At 70.3% G+C, this 15,702-nt stretch carries 11 protein-coding genes and 2 pseudogenes; 8 read left to right on the plus strand and 5 right to left on the minus strand.

Features of this window, described 5'->3' with window-relative positions; genetic code table 11:
• Positions 1–22 precede the first annotated feature (22 nt).
• Together dctA and ADL01_RS25125 are read right to left on the minus strand one after the other, a co-directional pair.
• Positions 23–1,420 carry a C4-dicarboxylate transporter DctA gene (gene dctA / locus ADL01_RS25120; RefSeq protein ID WP_053744280.1) on the minus strand — a complete coding sequence of 466 codons (1,398 nt, stop codon included), beginning with the start codon at positions 1,418–1,420 and terminating at the stop codon, positions 23–25.
• Entirely contained in the window at positions 1,417–2,535 is a 1,119-nt protein-coding gene (locus tag ADL01_RS25125; protein ID WP_053744281.1) for a PrpF domain-containing protein, read from the minus strand. Before ADL01_RS25125 ends, dctA begins: the two co-directional genes overlap by 4 nt.
• Before the next feature lie 145 nt (positions 2,536–2,680).
• Between ADL01_RS25125 and ADL01_RS25130 the strand changes: the two genes are divergently transcribed.
• On the plus strand, positions 2,681–3,586 hold the full coding sequence (locus ADL01_RS25130; RefSeq protein WP_053744282.1) for a LysR family transcriptional regulator: 906 nt from the start codon (positions 2,681–2,683) through the stop codon (positions 3,584–3,586).
• Between the two features lie 41 nt (positions 3,587–3,627).
• On the opposite strand, the gene ADL01_RS25135 is transcribed toward ADL01_RS25130, so the two are convergent.
• Entirely contained in the window at positions 3,628–4,068 is a 441-nt protein-coding gene (locus ADL01_RS25135) for a VOC family protein (RefSeq protein WP_053744283.1), read from the minus strand.
• 208 nt (positions 4,069–4,276) lie between these two features.
• Between ADL01_RS25135 and ADL01_RS25140 the strand changes: the two genes are divergently transcribed.
• Entirely contained in the window at positions 4,277–4,852 is a 576-nt protein-coding gene (locus tag ADL01_RS25140; RefSeq protein ID WP_053744284.1) for an AMIN-like domain-containing (lipo)protein, read from the plus strand.
• Between the two features lie 107 nt (positions 4,853–4,959).
• On the opposite strand, the gene ADL01_RS46570 is transcribed toward ADL01_RS25140, so the two are convergent.
• Together ADL01_RS46570 and ADL01_RS46575 are read right to left on the minus strand one after the other, a co-directional pair.
• On the minus strand, positions 4,960–5,229 hold the full coding sequence (locus ADL01_RS46570; protein WP_234354782.1) for a peptidoglycan-binding protein: 270 nt from the start codon (positions 5,227–5,229) through the stop codon (positions 4,960–4,962).
• 90 nt (positions 5,230–5,319) lie between these two features.
• Positions 5,320–5,478 (minus strand): annotated as a pseudogene (locus ADL01_RS46575) (N-acetylmuramoyl-L-alanine amidase); the annotation flags it as partial.
• 591 nt (positions 5,479–6,069) lie between these two features.
• Here ADL01_RS46575 and ADL01_RS25150 point away from each other — a divergent pair.
• The 6 genes and pseudogenes from ADL01_RS25150 to ADL01_RS25180 all read left to right on the plus strand — a co-directional run.
• On the plus strand, positions 6,070–6,729 hold the full coding sequence (locus ADL01_RS25150) for an N-acetylmuramoyl-L-alanine amidase (RefSeq protein ID WP_234354783.1): 660 nt from the start codon (positions 6,070–6,072) through the stop codon (positions 6,727–6,729).
• A 174-nt stretch (positions 6,730–6,903) separates the two neighbouring features.
• Positions 6,904–9,186 (plus strand): ATP-binding protein, encoded by a 2,283-nt coding sequence (locus ADL01_RS25155; protein ID WP_053744286.1) that lies wholly within the window; start codon positions 6,904–6,906, stop codon positions 9,184–9,186.
• 144 nt (positions 9,187–9,330) lie between these two features.
• Positions 9,331–11,646 carry an ATP-binding protein gene (locus ADL01_RS25160; protein WP_053744287.1) on the plus strand — a complete coding sequence of 772 codons (2,316 nt, stop codon included), beginning with the start codon at positions 9,331–9,333 and terminating at the stop codon, positions 11,644–11,646.
• A 454-nt stretch (positions 11,647–12,100) separates the two neighbouring features.
• A complete protein-coding gene (locus tag ADL01_RS25170; protein ID WP_053744289.1) occupies positions 12,101–13,390 on the plus strand; it encodes a hypothetical protein in 1,290 nt (429 codons plus the stop codon).
• A gap of 150 nt (positions 13,391–13,540) precedes the next feature.
• Positions 13,541–14,704 carry a fructose-specific PTS transporter subunit EIIC gene (locus ADL01_RS25175; RefSeq protein ID WP_053744290.1) on the plus strand — a complete coding sequence of 388 codons (1,164 nt, stop codon included), beginning with the start codon at positions 13,541–13,543 and terminating at the stop codon, positions 14,702–14,704.
• Positions 14,705–15,039: 335 nt separating this feature from the next.
• Positions 15,040–15,701: pseudogene (locus tag ADL01_RS25180) on the plus strand (MFS transporter); the annotation flags it as partial.
• Position 15,702 lies beyond the last annotated feature (1 nt).

Consider the following 15,702-nt stretch of genomic DNA (forward strand, 5'->3'; position numbering starts at 1 on the left):
CCGGGCCGGCCCACATGTGACGTCAGCGTGCGGCGGGGACGGGGTCGGGGGTGGGTGCGGGTGCGGGCGTCTCCTTCGGGTCGAGCAGGGCTGTCACCGGGGAGGGAGCGGGGGCGTAGGGGATCTCTCCGCGCAGGACTGCTTTCGCGCGGTCCTCGTCGAGCTCGCCCTCCCAGCGGGCGACGGCGAGGGTGGCGACGCCGTTGCCGACCAGGCTGGTCAGGGCGCGGGCTTCGGACATGAACCGGTCGATGCCGAAGATCAGCGCGAGGGAGGCGACCGGGACATGCGGGACGGCGCTGAGAGTGGCGGCCAGGGCGAGGAAGCCGGAGCCGGTGACGCCTGCGGCGCCCTTGGAGGTGAGCAGCATGACGGCGAGCATGGCCAGTTGCTGGGTGAGGCTGAGGTCGATGCCGAGGGCCTGGGCGAGGAAGACCGAGCCCATGGTCAGGTAGATGGCGGTGCCGTCGAGATTGAAGGAGTACCCGGCGGGCAGCGTGATGCCGACGACCGGCTTCGAGGCGCCGAGGTGCTGAAGCTTGGCCATCATGCGCGGCAGGACGGGCTCGGTGGAGGAGGTGCCCAGGACGATCAGCAGCTCTTCCTTGATGTAGCGCAGGAAGGGCAGCAGCCGCAGTCCGTTCAGGCGCATCACGGTCCCGAGGACGACCAGGACGAAGAAGAGGGCGGTCAGCCAGAACGAGCCGACCAGCAGGGCCAGATGGCGCAGGGTGCCCAGGCCGTAGTGGCCGATGGTGAAGGCCATGGAGCCGAACGCGCCGAGGGGGGCCAGCCGCATGATCCAGCGGATGAGCGTGAACAGGACCGTGGAGAACTTCTCGACGCCCCGGGCGATGTCCAGGCCGGCCTCTCCGCTGGCGTGCAGGCCGAAGCCGAACAGCACCGACACCAGCAGTACCGGCAGGATCTCGTTGCCGGTCAGAGCGCTGACCAGGGTGGTCGGGACGGTGGCGAGGAGGAAGTCGGTGAAGCCCTCGTGGGCCGTGGTCGCCTCCGGTGGCAGGCCCTTGGTGGACAGGGTCGACAGGTCGATGTGCAGACCGCTGCCCGGCTTGACGACGTTGACGACGACCAGGCCGATCACCATGGCCACGGTGGTCAGCACCTCGAAGTAGACCAGCGCCTTCAGACTCACCCGGCCGACCGCGCGGGCGTTGCCCATCGACGCGATGCCGTGGACGACTGTGCAGAAGATGATCGGCGCGATGAGCATCTTCACCAGCGCGATGAAGCCGTCACCGAGAGGCTTGAGGTCGGTGCCGACGGACGGCCACAGCGCACCCACGGCGGCGCCGAGGAGGACGGCGATCAGGCACTGTATGTACAGGTGGGACAGCATCCGGCGGGTGCGGCCGGATGGTGCGGTGACGGTACCCGGGGCGGCGTCGTTGCGGCTCATGCGGGGCGTCCTTCCAGGACGGGAACGAGGAGTTCGGCTTGGGCGATACGCCGGGCGGCTCGGTGCAGGAGCACCGTGGGGGACGCGCCGTCCGGTGCGGGGACGGCTCGGGTGGTGACCACGCCGGCGGGGGTGCCCAGACGCAGCGTGCCGTCGGCGGTCTGCCGGGCGACGCGGTGGGCGAGGGTGCCGGGGGTGGCGGCTGCCGTGGCCAGGGCCACGGCGGAGGTCAGGCCGATCGCCGGGTGTGGGGCGTGCATGGAGACCATGCGCACGGCCAGGTCGTACTCGTCGTGGGTGAGGAGTATGCCCTGGGTGGTGCGATAGGGGGCAGGCCTGGCGACGATGCCCACCTTCGGCACCGCGTGGCTGACCGGGTCGCCCTCGCGCGCCAGGCCCATGGCCAGCGCTGCCTGACGGCGCAGCACTGTCAGCGCCGGCACCGCGGTGGCGAACTCGGTGAGGGATTCCGTGCCGTCGAGGCCGAACGCCTTGGCCTCGAACAGCGCGGCCGGCGCGCCGGCATCCACGAGGGATGCCTCGACGGGACCGCCCGGGCCGGTCAGTTCGTCCAGTGCCCGGCCGGTCGGCAGTGCGTACCCGGTCGTCGAGCCCGCCGGGTCCTGGAACCCGAGCAGGACCGGCACGCCCGGCGCCGAGGTACCCGGCACCACGGCGGTGCCCTCCTCCGGGGCCACACCCGCGGGGGTGGGGATCGTGCCGGTGAGGCGCGCGCCGGTGTTGACGTTGAGCATGCGGACGGTGGTGGTGTCCGACGCGATCGGCACGAAAGCGTGGTGGATGGCGTACAGGGCCACGGCGGTGGCGCAGTTGCCGCAGTTGCTGGCCCACTCCACGCGCTCGTCGCCGATGCCCACCTGTGCGAAGGCGTACTCGACGTCCACGCCGGGCTGGTTCGACGCCTGGACGACGGCGGCCTTGGAGGTGGTGGAGGAGGCGCCGCCCACGCCGTCGATCTGGCGGGGGTCGGCGGCGTTGAAGGCGGCGAGCAGGAGGGCATCGACGTCCACGCCGGTCGCGGCCACGTCGCGCTGGTCGAAGATCCAGCACTTGCTGGTTCCGCCACGGATCATCTCGCCCTGCAGACGCAGCACAACTGACTCCTCACAAAGGGGAAAGGGAAGCCCACCGCCGGTCTCGCCGTGCGTGGTGTCCTCCACCGTGGGTTACGGCAGCGTGAAGTACAATCTCGGAAATCTGCATGGCTATTAAGGTGAACTAAAGGCTGGAGGTGTCGACATGCTCGACGTCCGACGCATCCTGCTGTTCACGGAGGTCGCCCGGCGCGGCTCGGTGACCGCGACGGCCCGCGCCCTCAACTACACTCCGTCAGCGGTGTCACAGCAGATCAGCCGCCTGGAAACGGAGGCGGGCCAGCCCCTGCTGGAACGACACGCCCGGGGCGTCACCCTCACTGATGCCGGACGGGTGCTGGCCGAACGAGGGGAACGGATCGCACGCGAACTGCGGGCCGCGGAAAACGAACTCGCGGACTATGCCGGGCTGCGCGCGGGCACATTGCGCGTCGGCACCTTCCCCACCGTCGGCGCCTCGCTCCTCCCGCAGGCCGTGATCGCCTTCCGGGACGCCCACCCCGACGTACGGCTGACCGTCCGCAGCGCCCGCATCGCCGGACTCTGGACCATGCTGGAGAACCGCGAGATCGAAATGTCGCTGATGTGGGACTACGATTGGAGCCGGATCGACCGGGAGGACATCGTCATCACGCCCCTCCTCGATGACCCGCCGGCCCTTCTCGTCAGCGACAACCATCCACTCGCCGCCCGCGACACCGCATCGCTCGCCGATTTCGCACACGACCCCTGGATCACCCGCGCCGACCATCACCCGGTGGCCGAAGCCCTCGTACGAGGCTGCCGCGACGTCGGCTTCGAGCCCCACATCGCCTACGAGGCCCACGACTACCAGGAAGCCCAGGCCATGGTCGCCGCCGGTATCGGCGTCGCCCTCGCCCCCACCCTGGCCCTGGAGGGTATCCGTCCCGGCGTCAACATCCTGCCCCTCCAGCCGCCGGCCCCCATTCGCCGCATCCTCCTGGTGCGCATGGCCGGCCACTCGCTCACACCCGCCGCCGTGACCTTCGCCGGACTCCTCCGCGACGCCGCTGCGGCCCGAACCCGCTGACACCGAACCAGGGTGGCCGCAGGAGTTCGGGCGCGTTCGTCTCAGCGCAGTTGCTCGGCCAGCCCGACGATGACGCCCTCCGGGCCGCGGAGGTAGCAGAGCAGATAGATGTCCTCGAACCGGGCGATCTCGCCGACGAGTTCGGCGCCGTGCGGGCGCAGTCGGGCAACGGTGTCCTCGATGTCGTCGACGGCGAACATGACGCGGTGCGTGCCCAGAATGTTGTGCGGTCGGTTGCGCGGACCGGCGCTGATCGCCGCGGGGCTGCGGTACCTCGCCAGCTCGAGCCGGCTGTGACCGTCCGGGGTCCGGAGCATCGCGATGTCACAGCGGACGCCGTCGAGTCCGGTGCACCGGTCGGCGAAGGGGCCCTCGGCCTCGGCCCTGCCCTCCATCTCCATGCCGAGTTCCACGAAGAACGCGACGGCGGCGTCCATGTCCTCGACGACGATGCCGACGTTGTCCATCCGCTGAATCGCCATGCTGGTTTCTCCTTGTTCCTCGTGCGGCCATACATGCGGCCGTACCACCAAGGGTGGCACTGGCAGGACCGGCGCACGCCTGTGCCGTCACGCGTGGCGCGGGGTGTGTGGACTGCAAGATCACCCAATTGTCCCGACTGGCATACAACCTTCCGGTGTTACGGGCCGTCTCACCCAGCATCAGAGTTACGCGACCAAGGGGGACACTATGCGGGGTATCAGAGCAGCAGGGATGGCGTTCGTGCTCGCGGGCGCCATGCTGGGGACGGCGGCCGGCACCGCCGGCGCGGCGCCGGCGGAGAGCTCACGCACGGCGGCGGCATGCCCGACGGGCTGGGGCAGCGGCGCCAAGGTGGGCGGTGCCCTCATGGGGGGCGATCACCTGGTGGACATCAGGACCGGACGCCACGAGTGCTACGACCGCATGGTGTTCGACATCCCCGGCGGTGGCCGGATCGGCTACCAGGTGCAGTACGTCAACCGGTTCCACGCGGACCCCTCGGGCCAGTACATTCCGGTCGCCGGCGGGGCGATCCTCAACATCGGCATCGGCGCGTGGAGCTACGACCTGGAGGCCGGCGTGCCGACCTACCCGGGCGAGGTGGGCGAACACCTGCCCAGCGTGAACGTCAACGGGTACACCACCTTCCGGGACACCCGGTTCGGCGGCACCTACGAGGGCGAGACGCAGGTCGGTCTCGGCGTCCGCGCCCGACTGCCGTTCCGCGTGACCCAGTTGGACGACCGGGTGGTCGTCGACGTGGCCCACAGCTGGACGAGCTGACACTGCGAGAAAACCCGGGACGACGACGGCCTGCACCACCCCAACGGGTTGGTGCAGGCCGTCGGTTGTGGCCCTCGGCGCCCGCGCCACCCCGGCCGCTCGCGGGCTCAGACGTCGGGGACGTGCAGCATGTCCCAACTGTGCTTGCCTGGGATGCCGTTGGCGTCGCTGCCTGAGAAGTGGAGCTTTCGCTGCCACGCGGCGTAGGACTTCACATCCCCCGTCGGCGCCGTGGCTGGACTGGTATTGATTGCATCCTTCGCTGACAATCCGCTGTGCATCGCGGCGATGATCGCCGATTTCTGCCCGGCGTGGAAGAACGAAGCACCAGGGAAGGGCTCGAATTTGGCGGCGCCGCCACCAGTGCTTCCATCCATGTGCTGGAGGTAGGCCCGGTTCCTGAATGCGGACCATTGTTCCCAGCCGTGCGCGTCCTTGATGGCCTTTGCTGTCGTGGCGTTGCAGAGCGGGTCCTTGAGTCCGGCAATCCTGCGCTTGTCCGGTCCGGAGAACTGCTCCGGGTGTTTGAGGGAACGTATCTGGAAGAGGCCGTAGGACGGCCCTCACTTGTTGTCGACCAGCTTCTTGTCCTCGACAATGTCCGGGTCGCCTCCGGATTCCGCCATGGCGACGGCCGCCGCGATGTGGATGTCACTACCGGTGAACCCCCACCTGTGTGGCGAGGGATCTCAGCTCGGTCAGTTTCATTTTCTTTCCTGCGCCTTCTCATTTTTCGATCTGTCATTGTTGACGCGTATACAGAACGAGGCTGCGAGGCACGTAGGATTCGTTACGTCGACCGTATGGCCGTATCGGCAACGGGGCAACCGGAGTGCATTGCTTGACTTCTCCGAGTGTGCAGATGCACGCTGATAAAGGCGCTAGGTATATGCCATGCGTTAGCCGCGAACATCGCCTTCGGGTCTGCGGTGAGATTCTCAAGTGCTGCGGATATCGCGGGTACTTGCGCATTCACCGACCCAACTCCCGTAATACCGCCTGCTCTTGCGCGTGACGGCGTCTACCCGCCACTCGCAAGTGAGGAGTGCGAAATGCATCTCGTGACTCGTGCCGACTGGGGGGCCAAACCGCCCCGATCGCCTCTTGTGCACATAGCGTCCACTCATGGAGTGAAGGTCCACTATGAGGGCGCCCCCGTTCCGTCCGATCTCGCCAAGCCGGAGAACCACGTCAAGTGCGCCGGCCGAGTGCGGGACATGCAGGCTGCTCATCTGGCGAACCATAAGGAGAACTACTCCGACATCGCCTACAGCTTCGTGGTCTGTCCACACGGACATGTCTTCGAAGGGCGTGGCCTGCACAAACTGCAAGCCGCGAACGGCGACCACCAGCTCAACCTGCACCACTACTCGGTGTGCGGCATGGTGGGAGACTCCGGCCTCACCCATCCGACCAATGCCCAACTGGCAGGCATTCGCGACGCCATCGACCTGCTGCGGGCGAAGGGCGGCGCCGGGACGGAGATCAAAGGCCACCGCGATGGCTTCGCCACCGAATGCCCTGGCGAACCGCTCGAAACATGGGTGAAGAAGGGCGCTCCACGGCCCGGTGCCTCATCCGGCGGTATCAGTGTCAGCCTCTCGCACGTCGTCACTGCCGCACGCACCGACCCGGGTGCCGCCCAGGGGCACACGACGTTCCCTGCGGACGTCCGGCCCGTCGAGGCTGCCCTGGTCGCGGAAGGGCTGCTGGACCCGGCGTTCGGCGATGACGGATCCTTCGGGTCCCGTACCGTCGACGCCTACGCGGCTTTCCAGCGTCGCCAGGGGTTCACCGGAGCGAACGCCGACGGCATCCCGGGCCAGTCCACCCTCACAGCGCTCGGCAGCCGGCACGGGTTCACTGTCGCCGCCTGAGCTCAGACCTCGATCCACCGGCCCCGTACACGGTGGGACACCGGATCGGTTGTGACCCGACGGAACCCAGGGTCTGTACTGTCGTCCCGTGCAGCTGTCGGTGGCCGCGAAGCCGACCGGCGCAGAGGCGGACGTCCGGCGGGATTCTCGCCGGGCCGGAAGAGAGCGGACCGCGTGACCAGTACTGGGGTTGGTGTCAGTGGTCTGCCCGCCCCGTTCACGAGTTTCGTGGGCCGGGGGGAAGAAGTGGCCGAGGCCCGCCGTCTGTTGGGGGTGGCGCGGCTGGTCACGCTGAAGGGGCCGGGCGGGGTGGGCAAGACCCGTCTCGCTCTGGAAGTGGCCGCCGGGTCGGCGAAGGCGTTCTCGGCGGTGTGGCTGGTGGACCTGGCTTCGGTGCACGAGCCGTCGGCCGTGCCGGGTGCCGTCGCCGCCGCGCTGGGAGTGGCGGACGTGGGTGCCCGCAGGCTCGAGGAGCTGCTCACCGCGCATCTGTCCAGGAGGCGGGTGCTGCTGGTGCTGGACAACTGCGAGCACCTGACCCAGGCGTGCGCGGACCTGTGCCGGCACCTCCTGTCGGCCGCCCCCGAGCTGCGGATTCTGACCACCAGCCGCGAGACGCTCCAGCTCACCGGTGAGCACACCCTCGACGTCTCCTCTCTCCCGGCCGACGACGCGGCGGAGTTGCTGCGCCAGCGGGCCGTCGCGGTACGGCCCGGCTTCGAGGTCACCGACGCGAACCGGGCCCAGGTGGCGAGGCTGTGCGCGGCCCTGGACGGGCTGCCGCTGGCGATCGAGCTGGCCGCCTCCCGGCTACGGACCCTCACCGTCGAGCAGGCGGTGGACCGGCTGGAGGACAGGTTCGCGCTGCTGACCACGGGCAGCCGGACGGCTCAGCCGCAGCACCGCAGCCTGCGTGCGGCGATCGACTGGAGCTGGGAGCTGTGCGGTCGCGCGGAGCGGCTGCTGTGGGCCCGGCTCTCGGTGTTCGCCGGGAGTTTCACCCTGGAGGCGGCGGAGGGGGTGTGCGCCGGCGAGGGCATCGACGAGCGCGAGGTGCTGGACGTACTGGACCGGCTGGTCGCACAGTCCCTGGTCGAGCACCCCAAGGACGGGAGCACGGCACGCTACCGGCTGCTGGAGAGCATCCGCGCCTACGGGCGGGAGCAACTGGTGGCCTCGGGCCAGGAGGAGTGGGCCCGGCGTCGCCACCACGACTTCTTCCGCGCCCTCGCCGAGCGCCTCCACCAGGACTGGTTCGGGTCCCGCCAGGAGGAGATCCTGACCCGGCTGCGCGCCGAACAGGCCAACCTGCTGGCGGCGCTGGAGTACCCGGGCGCGGCCGAGGGGGCGACGCCGAAGGACCGGCAGTCGCGGCTGGAGCTTGCCGGTGCGCTGCTCTACCACTGGGTGGCTGGCGGATTCCTCAGCGAGGGGCGGCGGCAACTGGAACGGGCGCTCCAGGCGGCTCCGGAACCGACGCCGGCCCGCGCCCGTGCCCTGCTGGCCGCCGCCTACGTGGTCGGGGAACAGTTCGACCTGGCGGAGGCGCAGCGGTGGCTGTCGGAGGCGGAGGAGCTGGCCGAACGTCTCGACGAGCCGGGGGTGGCCGCACACGTGCGCGGCCACCGGGGAGTCGCGGCGCTCTACTCGGGTCGGCTGGATCAGGCCCTGTCCCTGATCGAGCAGGCGGTGGCCGCGCACACGGCACTCGGCGACCGGTTCGGCGAGGTCACCTGGCGGTGCGCGCTGGCCATCGTCCAGACAATCGCCGGGGACGCTTCAGCGCCCAAGACCAGCCGCCAGGCACTCGACGACACGCGGACGCACGGTGAGCGGTGGGCCCGCGCCCATCTGCTGATGGTGCTGGGCCGCAGCGCCTGGGCCCAGGGCGACCAGCAGGAGGCCACGGCCCTGACCGTCTCCGCGATGGAGACGCTGCGGGGCTTCAGCGACACCCTCGGTGTGGCGAAGATGGTCGAGCAGCTCGCCTGGATCACCGCCTCGGACGGTGACCACCGACGGGCCGGCCGCCTTCTCGGGATGGCACAGTCTCTGCGTGAGGACGCCGGCACCGCCGTCGTCGCCGGCGACCCGCGCGACGAGGGGTACCACGCCGACTGCGAGGCCGCCGTGCTGCGGGCACTGGGCCGAGCCGGGTACGAACGAGCGCTGGCCGAGGGCGCCGAGGTCGACGGCCCCGCCCAGGCCATCGCCCGCGCCCTCACCGATGCCGAACCGGCCGCGCCGCCGCCCGCGACCTCCCCGCTGACCCGCCGTGAGCAGCAGGTCGCCGCCCTGGTCGCCAAGGGGATGACCAACCGGGTGATCGCCGGCGAGCTGGTGCTCTCCCAGCGCACGATCGACGGGCACGTGGACCGCATCCTCGCCAAGCTCTGCTTCTCCCGCCGCGCTCAGATCGCCGCCTGGTGGGCCCTGAACCAGCCGCGCGACGAGTAGAACTCGGGTACCTACCCCCGTAGAACTACCCGTGTCCCGAAACCGGGTGCCGGATACGCTTCTGCGACGTGACCCCCGGTGGTTCGGCGCAGCACCGCTACGGAGCCGTACATCCCACGGATGTCCGCAAGCGCGAGGTGAAGCGTGACCACCCTCATCCCTGTCGCCGGCAATCTTCCCGCACCCTTGACCAGCTTCGTGGGCAGGCGACGGGAGGTGGCGGAGGTTCGCCGGCTGCTGCGCACCGTGCGTCTGGTGACCCTGACGGGCACCGGCGGAGTGGGCAAGACGCGGCTGGCGCTGCGGGTGGGCGAGCTCTCCCGTGAGGCCTTTCCGGACGGAGTCTGGCTGGTCGATCTGGCTCCCGTGCGGGACCCGTCCATGGTGGCCGCGACCACCCTGGGAGCGCTCCGACTCCCCGACCACGGCACCAGATCGGCACTGGAGCTGCTCACGCACCATCTGGCCCGGCACCGGGCGCTCATCGTGCTGGACAACTGCGAGCACCTGACCGACGCGAGCGCGAGCCTGGCCACGGCACTGTTGTCCGCCTGTCCCGGGCTGCGCGTCCTGACGACCAGCCGCCGGACACTGCGGGTCGTCGGTGAGAACGTGCACGTCCTCACGCCCCTGGCCGCCGATGGTGAGGCGGTCGAGCTGCTCCAGGACCGGGCCACCGCCGTCCGACCGGGCTTCAGCATCACCGACGCCAACCGGGCCCAGGCCGTCCGGTTGTGCACGGAACTGGACGGGCTTCCGCTTGCCATCGAGCTCGCCGCGGCCCGACTGCGCAGCTTCACCCTCGAAGTGACCATGGAGCGGCTGACGGACCGGTTCGCGTTGCTGACCGGCAGTTCCCGCACCGCACCGCCGCGCCACCACAGCCTGCGGGGGACGGTCGAGTGGAGCTACGAGTTGTGCACCCCCGCCGAGCGGCTGTTGTGGAACCGGCTGGCCGTCTTCCGCGGCGGCTTCGGGCTGGACGCCGCCGAGGAGGTGTGCGCGGGCGACGGCATCGCCCCGGCCGGGGTGCTGGACCTGCTGGACCGACTCGTCGCCCAGTCCGTGGTGAGCACCTGCGACCGTGACGGTCTGACCCGTTACCAACTGCCGGAGATCCTGCGCGAGTACGGATACGCCCGCCTCTGCGAGTCGGACCGGCGGCGGCTGCTGCGGCGGCACCGCGACTTCTTCCTGACCCTCGCCGAACGCCTCGCGCTGCGCTGGTACGGCCCCGGCCAGCAGGAGGCCCTGGGCCGGCTGCGCGCCGAACACGCCAATCTGCGGATGGCTCTGGAGTTCTCGAACGGTTCCCCCGACAACGACGGTGACAGCGATGCCGGTGTCGACCTCGGCGCGGACGCACAGGCCGGGCTCGCGCTGGCCGCGGCGCTTCGCTTCCACTGGTGCGCCAACGGTCTGCTCGGCGAAGGGCGCCAGCAGCTGGACCGGGCACTCGCCGCGGCCCCCGAACCCACTCTGTCGCGGGCGCGGGCGTTGTCCGCCGCCGCCTATCTGGCTCTGCTGCAGGCCGACCCCGCGACGGCCCAGTCCCGGCTGGACGAGGTCGAACGGCTGGGCCACCAGTTGGAGAACCCGTCCGTCCGCGCCCACGCCCAGGGGCTCCGCGGTACCTCGGCGCTCCTCGCGGACAGGCCCGAGCAGGCTCTCGCCCACTTCGAGGAGGCTCTGGCCATTCACCGCGGTGCCCGCGAGACCGTGGAACCGCTGTTCTGGCTCTTCCAGATAGCCATCGCCCAGAGCCGACTGGCGGACCCGCGCGCCGCCGACACCGGCAGACGCGCGGTGGCCCTCGCACAGGCCCACGGAGAGCGGCACTGCCGCTCCTACGCGCTGCTGGCGCTGGGATACGAACTGTGGGCTCGCGGCGACGCCGAGCAGGCTCTGCCCCATATCCAGGCGGCCCTGGAGATCCTGCGCGACTTCAACGATTTCATCGCGACCTCGAGAGCACTGGAACTGCTCGCCTGGATCGCCGCCTCACGCGGCGCCCACCACCGGTCGGCGTTACTGCTGGGCGCCGTGAGCGCCTTGGCCCGGAGCGTCGACATCGCCCCCGGCGCCGAATACGCCGAACACCACGCGCGCTGCGCGGAAGCGGTCGCCGCGGCCCTGGGCCGGGCGGCCTACCTGAAGGCCCTTGCCGACGGCAGCCGGCACGACAGCCCGGCCCAGGCCATCCACCTCGCCCTGCAGCGGGAACCCGCGCCCGCCGACAGCGCCGTCTCGGCCGGCATCGTGAAACCGCTGAGCAGGCGCGAGGAGGAAGTGTCCGAGCTGGTCGCCCGGGGCATGACCAACCGGCAGATCGCGGCGGCACTGAACCTCTCCCCGAGGACGGTGGACCGGCATGTCGAGAACATCCTGACCAAGCTCGGCCTCTGCCGCCGCGCCCAGATCGCGGCCTGGTGGACGCAGAGCCGGGTTCCCGCCGTGTGATCACCGGCGGCTCCCCCGCGCGCCGTCCGGCATCGTGCGTGAACGATGCCGGACGGCGCATTTGTCTGCCTCGTGGCCGGGATGCCGGGACGACGGCCGGGCTCACGAAACGGCACCGGGTGGTCGGGGCCGCCGGCGATACCCACGAGCCCCATCACCCAATTCCCCGGGAATGGGTAGAAGCACGCATGATCCCGGCGGCCTCGCGGACCATCATCGTTCTCAGCGCCAGGAGCCCGTTCAGGCGCTCGGGGCTGCCGCACCGTGCCGGAAGTGGGCCGGCTCCCCGCGCCGACCGGGCCGACCCGCTCAGCCTCGGCTCGAAACACCTCCGCTTCCCCGGGCGAACCCTGGTGGCCCCGCGCCTCGCCGTGGCACCGGCCGCCCGCTTTGAGAATGAGAGCAAGAAGTGAGAATCAGAACGGAAGCAGCACGCGTACGGAGGGCCTTCGCGGTGACTGCCGTCGCCGCGGCCCTCCTCGCGGTGCCCGCGACTGCCGCCCACGCCGACCCGTCCGATCCCCCCGCGGCCACGGCTTCCGCCACACCGTCGGCCGACCCCACCGATTCAGCGGCGCCCACGGACGCCCCCGCCGATCCCACCGACTCGCCGGCGCCCACGGACGCCCCCGCCGAACCCCCCGCTCCGGCGCCCGACCAGCAGTCGACGCAGCAGCTCGACAAGATCGCCGATGAGCACGCGGCCCTGGGCGTCTTCGGTGACGCCTCCGATCCCGTGGTGGTCCTGCCGGCCGGAACGTCCGGCGACGAGCAGGCGGCGGTCACCGCCGAACTCCCGGTCGACTCGCACGCCACCGTCAAGATCAGCCAGTTCACGAAGGCCACGCTGGACGATGTGACGAAGACGATCACGAATCGTGAGTGGGCGCCCGAGGCGTCCACCTACGGCGTCGCGACGGAGTACGACGCCCAGAGCGACAAGCTCCGGGTGCGGAGCGACGCTCCGCAGGATGACCTCGACAAGCTGAGCGACGCCCATCCGGGGCAGCTGGTGACGTCCCAGTCCCGGATGGAAGCCCAGAACACCAGGTTCGCCGACTGGTCGCCGTTCTGGGGCGGGGACGCGTTGATCGGCGCGATGGGCGGAGTGAACTGCACCAGTGGGTTCGCCGTTCGAAGCAATCGCAACGGCGAGCACGGGTTGGTGACCGCCGCGCACTGCTACCGCTACTTCAACAACATCTACAACCGCAGCTACAACGGGGGTGTCGGGAGTGATCCCAAGTACGTGGGCCAGGTGAAGCAGCGCGACAACAGGATCGACGCCGAGGTGATCGGCGGCACGGACTATGCCCCGCTGATCTACACCGGTGGCTACAGCATCAGCGGCAGCAACGCGAGAGTGTTCGGGAAGCAGCCGGTGTGGCACGGCCTGCGGGTGTGCGTGAGTGGCGCGGTCTCTTTCAACCACTGCGGCCACCCCATCTCCAACGGCCAGTTCAACATCTGCTGGCCGGGAACGGACGTCTGCATCAGTAACAACGCGGGGTTCGTCTTCGAAAAGGGTGGCACCAACTACCCGAGGTACAACAACGGGATGGAGACCAAGCCCGGAGACTCCGGCGCGCCCATCTATGTGATGGATCACTCCGACACCGCGGCCTGGATCGTCGGGTCGAACGCGGGTGCCTACTGGGACTGCTGCGGCACCATCCACATGGTCGGCGTGAACCTGGACAACATCCTCGGCTCGTTCAACGCCGACCTCATCACGACGCACTGACGGGCAGTCACCAGGGCTGCGGACGTCGCCGTCGTCGTGACGGCTGAGGTGCCGGACATCCGTGGCTCACGGGTGTCCGGCACCCTCCAGGCGCAGCTTGCCGCCGCACACGCGTACGCACACGTCTTCCACCACACCAGGAGCATTCCCATGTCCCGTCGCAACCACCCCACGCGAGCGCCCCGCAGCAGCCGAAGTGGCCCGAGCGGCCCGCCCGGCCGGCAGTTCGGCACCCGGCTGACGGCCTACGCACCCCAGTTGGGACCGATCGTCGCGATACCCGGCGTGATGGTCGTCCTCGCGCTCGTCCTCGCCGGTCCGGAGCTCTCCAACACGGCTTCGCAGTTCCTCTCCACAGCTGACTGGAGCCAGTCGCAGACCTGGGCGTCGCTGCTGTTCAAGTGCGGCCTCAGCGCACTCTCCTTCCTCCCCGTGGTGGTGGCCGGGTATGTCGCCCACGGCGTGGCCGGGCGGCCCGCGATCGTACCGGCGGCTGTGGGTGGTCTGGCTGCGGCGGGTGTCCAGGGCGGCGCCCTCGCGGGTCTGGCCGCCGGGGTGTTCGCCGGCCTTCTGACTCTCGCGTTCCAGCGGGTCACGGTTCCTCCCCGGTGGCACGGTCTCACCTCGACGTGGCTGTTCCCGCTGGTGACGACCGTGGCCGGCGTGTTCCTGATCATCGGAGTCGTCGGAGCACTGCTCAACCTCCTGTGCGGGTGGCTGCACGGCCAACTGGCCGGCCTGCAGTTCGAGAACACCGTGGCCACCGGGCTCCTCCTGGGTGCGATGGCCTGCGCCGACCTCGGCGGGATGATCACCAAGACGGCCATCGGCTTCGGCGCGGTGGAACTGAGCGGCGACGACCCGACGAGGTTCAGCACCCTCAACATGACCATGATGGCCGCCGTCATCGCGGCGGGTATGGTCCCGGCACTGGCCCTGCCGCTGGCCACTGTGGTGCGGCGCGGCCTGTTCACCGAGGGCGAGCGGAGCTACGCCAAGACCGGATGGCTGTTCGGGGCGGCCTTCCTCCCCGAGGGCGCGGTGCCCTTCGCCCTCGCCGATCCGCTGCGGGTGATACCGGCGTCGATGGCGGGCGGCGCCGTGACCGGCGCCCTGGTCATGATCCTCGGCCCGACCAGCAAGGCACCGTACGGCGGCGTCTTCGCCCTCGGCGACACCGGTCGGCCTCTCCTCTTCCTGCTCGCGGTGGCCGGCGGAGTCCTGACCACCACCGTCCTCACCGTCGCCCTCAAGAGCGTGCGCTTCACCGCTCCGGCCGGGGTCACGGGGCCGGCGCTCACGGCCGGCGCGTAGCCGTCCCGACCGCACGGCGCACGACGCGCGACGCCACCGCCCGCCCGGCCTCCACCGGTCGGGCGGCGCGGTTTGTGCGGGCGCCGCACGACTCACGCCGGGGTATGCCCAGGGGTACCTGAGAGTGCGGTGAGCTCATCCACGGCGTGGATGGTCGCGATACGGAATTCGGATCGCGCGGAGGATGGCGACCGGGCCACCGACGACCCATAGTCGTCCCAACCCGCGCGCCGCTGTCCGGACCAGCCGCCGACGCCGGGCCGTCCGCAGCATGCCGTGCGCCGCAGGCGCCCGTGAAAGGCAGGCCCGCTCCCCGCACCGTCCCTGGAGTCGCCATGCCCGGTTCCGTTCTGCCGTGTCGTCCCCCATCCCGGTCGACGACGCCGCTCCGTCGTCCGTGGCCACTTCGGGCCCTGCCCATCTGCTGCGCGTGTCCCTGCTGATGGCGGGCAGCTGTCTGCCGATCCTGGGGGCGGTGCTGATCGCCCCGGTGCTGCCCAAGATGCAGGACCACTTCGTGTCGGTCCCCGGCGCCGCCGCGTTGGTGCCCCTCGCGCTGACCGTTCCGTCGCTGGCGCTGGCGCTGCTGGCCCCGTTCGCCGGTGTGTTCGTGGACCGGGTGGGCCGCAAGCGCCTGCTGGTCGTGGCGACCGTGTTGTACGCCGTGTTCGGAACGGCCCCGCTCTGGCTGGACTCGCTGGGCGGCATCATCGCCGGCCGCGCCCTGGTCGGCGTCACCGAGGCCGCCATCATGACCTGCTGCACCACCCTGATCGGCGACTACTACTCCGGCCATCGGCGGGTGAAGTACCTCGCCCTGCAAACGATGTGCGCCTCCGCGTCGCCCACCGTCTTCTTCGCGGTGGGCGGCGCCGTCGGCGCAGCTGGCTGGCGCGCGCCCTTCTGGATCTACGCCGTGAGCCTGGCGCTCGCCCCGCTGATGGCCGCCGGTTTGCCCAGCCCCACGGTCCGCGCGCACAGGGACGACGCCCCGGCGC

This window comes from Streptomyces sp. NRRL WC-3618, assembly GCF_001280005.1.
Classification (GTDB): Bacteria; Actinomycetota; Actinomycetes; order Streptomycetales; family Streptomycetaceae; genus Streptomyces.

Bases quoted from the DNA above. Each gene is read 5' to 3' on its own strand.
- dctA (WP_053744280.1), bottom strand. From the start codon at position 1,420: ATGAGCCGCAACGACGCCGCCCCGGGTACCGTCACCGCACCATCCGGC.
- ADL01_RS25130 (WP_053744282.1), top strand. From the start codon at position 2,681: ATGCTCGACGTCCGACGCATCCTGCTGTTCACGGAGGTCGCCCGGCGC.
- ADL01_RS25135 (WP_053744283.1), bottom strand. From the start codon at position 4,068: ATGGCGATTCAGCGGATGGACAACGTCGGCATCGTCGTCGAGGACATG.
- ADL01_RS25140 (WP_053744284.1), top strand. From the start codon at position 4,277: ATGCGGGGTATCAGAGCAGCAGGGATGGCGTTCGTGCTCGCGGGCGCC.
- ADL01_RS46570 (WP_234354782.1), bottom strand. From the start codon at position 5,229: ATGGATGGAAGCACTGGTGGCGGCGCCGCCAAATTCGAGCCCTTCCCT.
- ADL01_RS25150 (WP_234354783.1), top strand. From the start codon at position 6,070: ATGCAGGCTGCTCATCTGGCGAACCATAAGGAGAACTACTCCGACATC.
- ADL01_RS25175 (WP_053744290.1), top strand. From the start codon at position 13,541: ATGTCCCGTCGCAACCACCCCACGCGAGCGCCCCGCAGCAGCCGAAGT.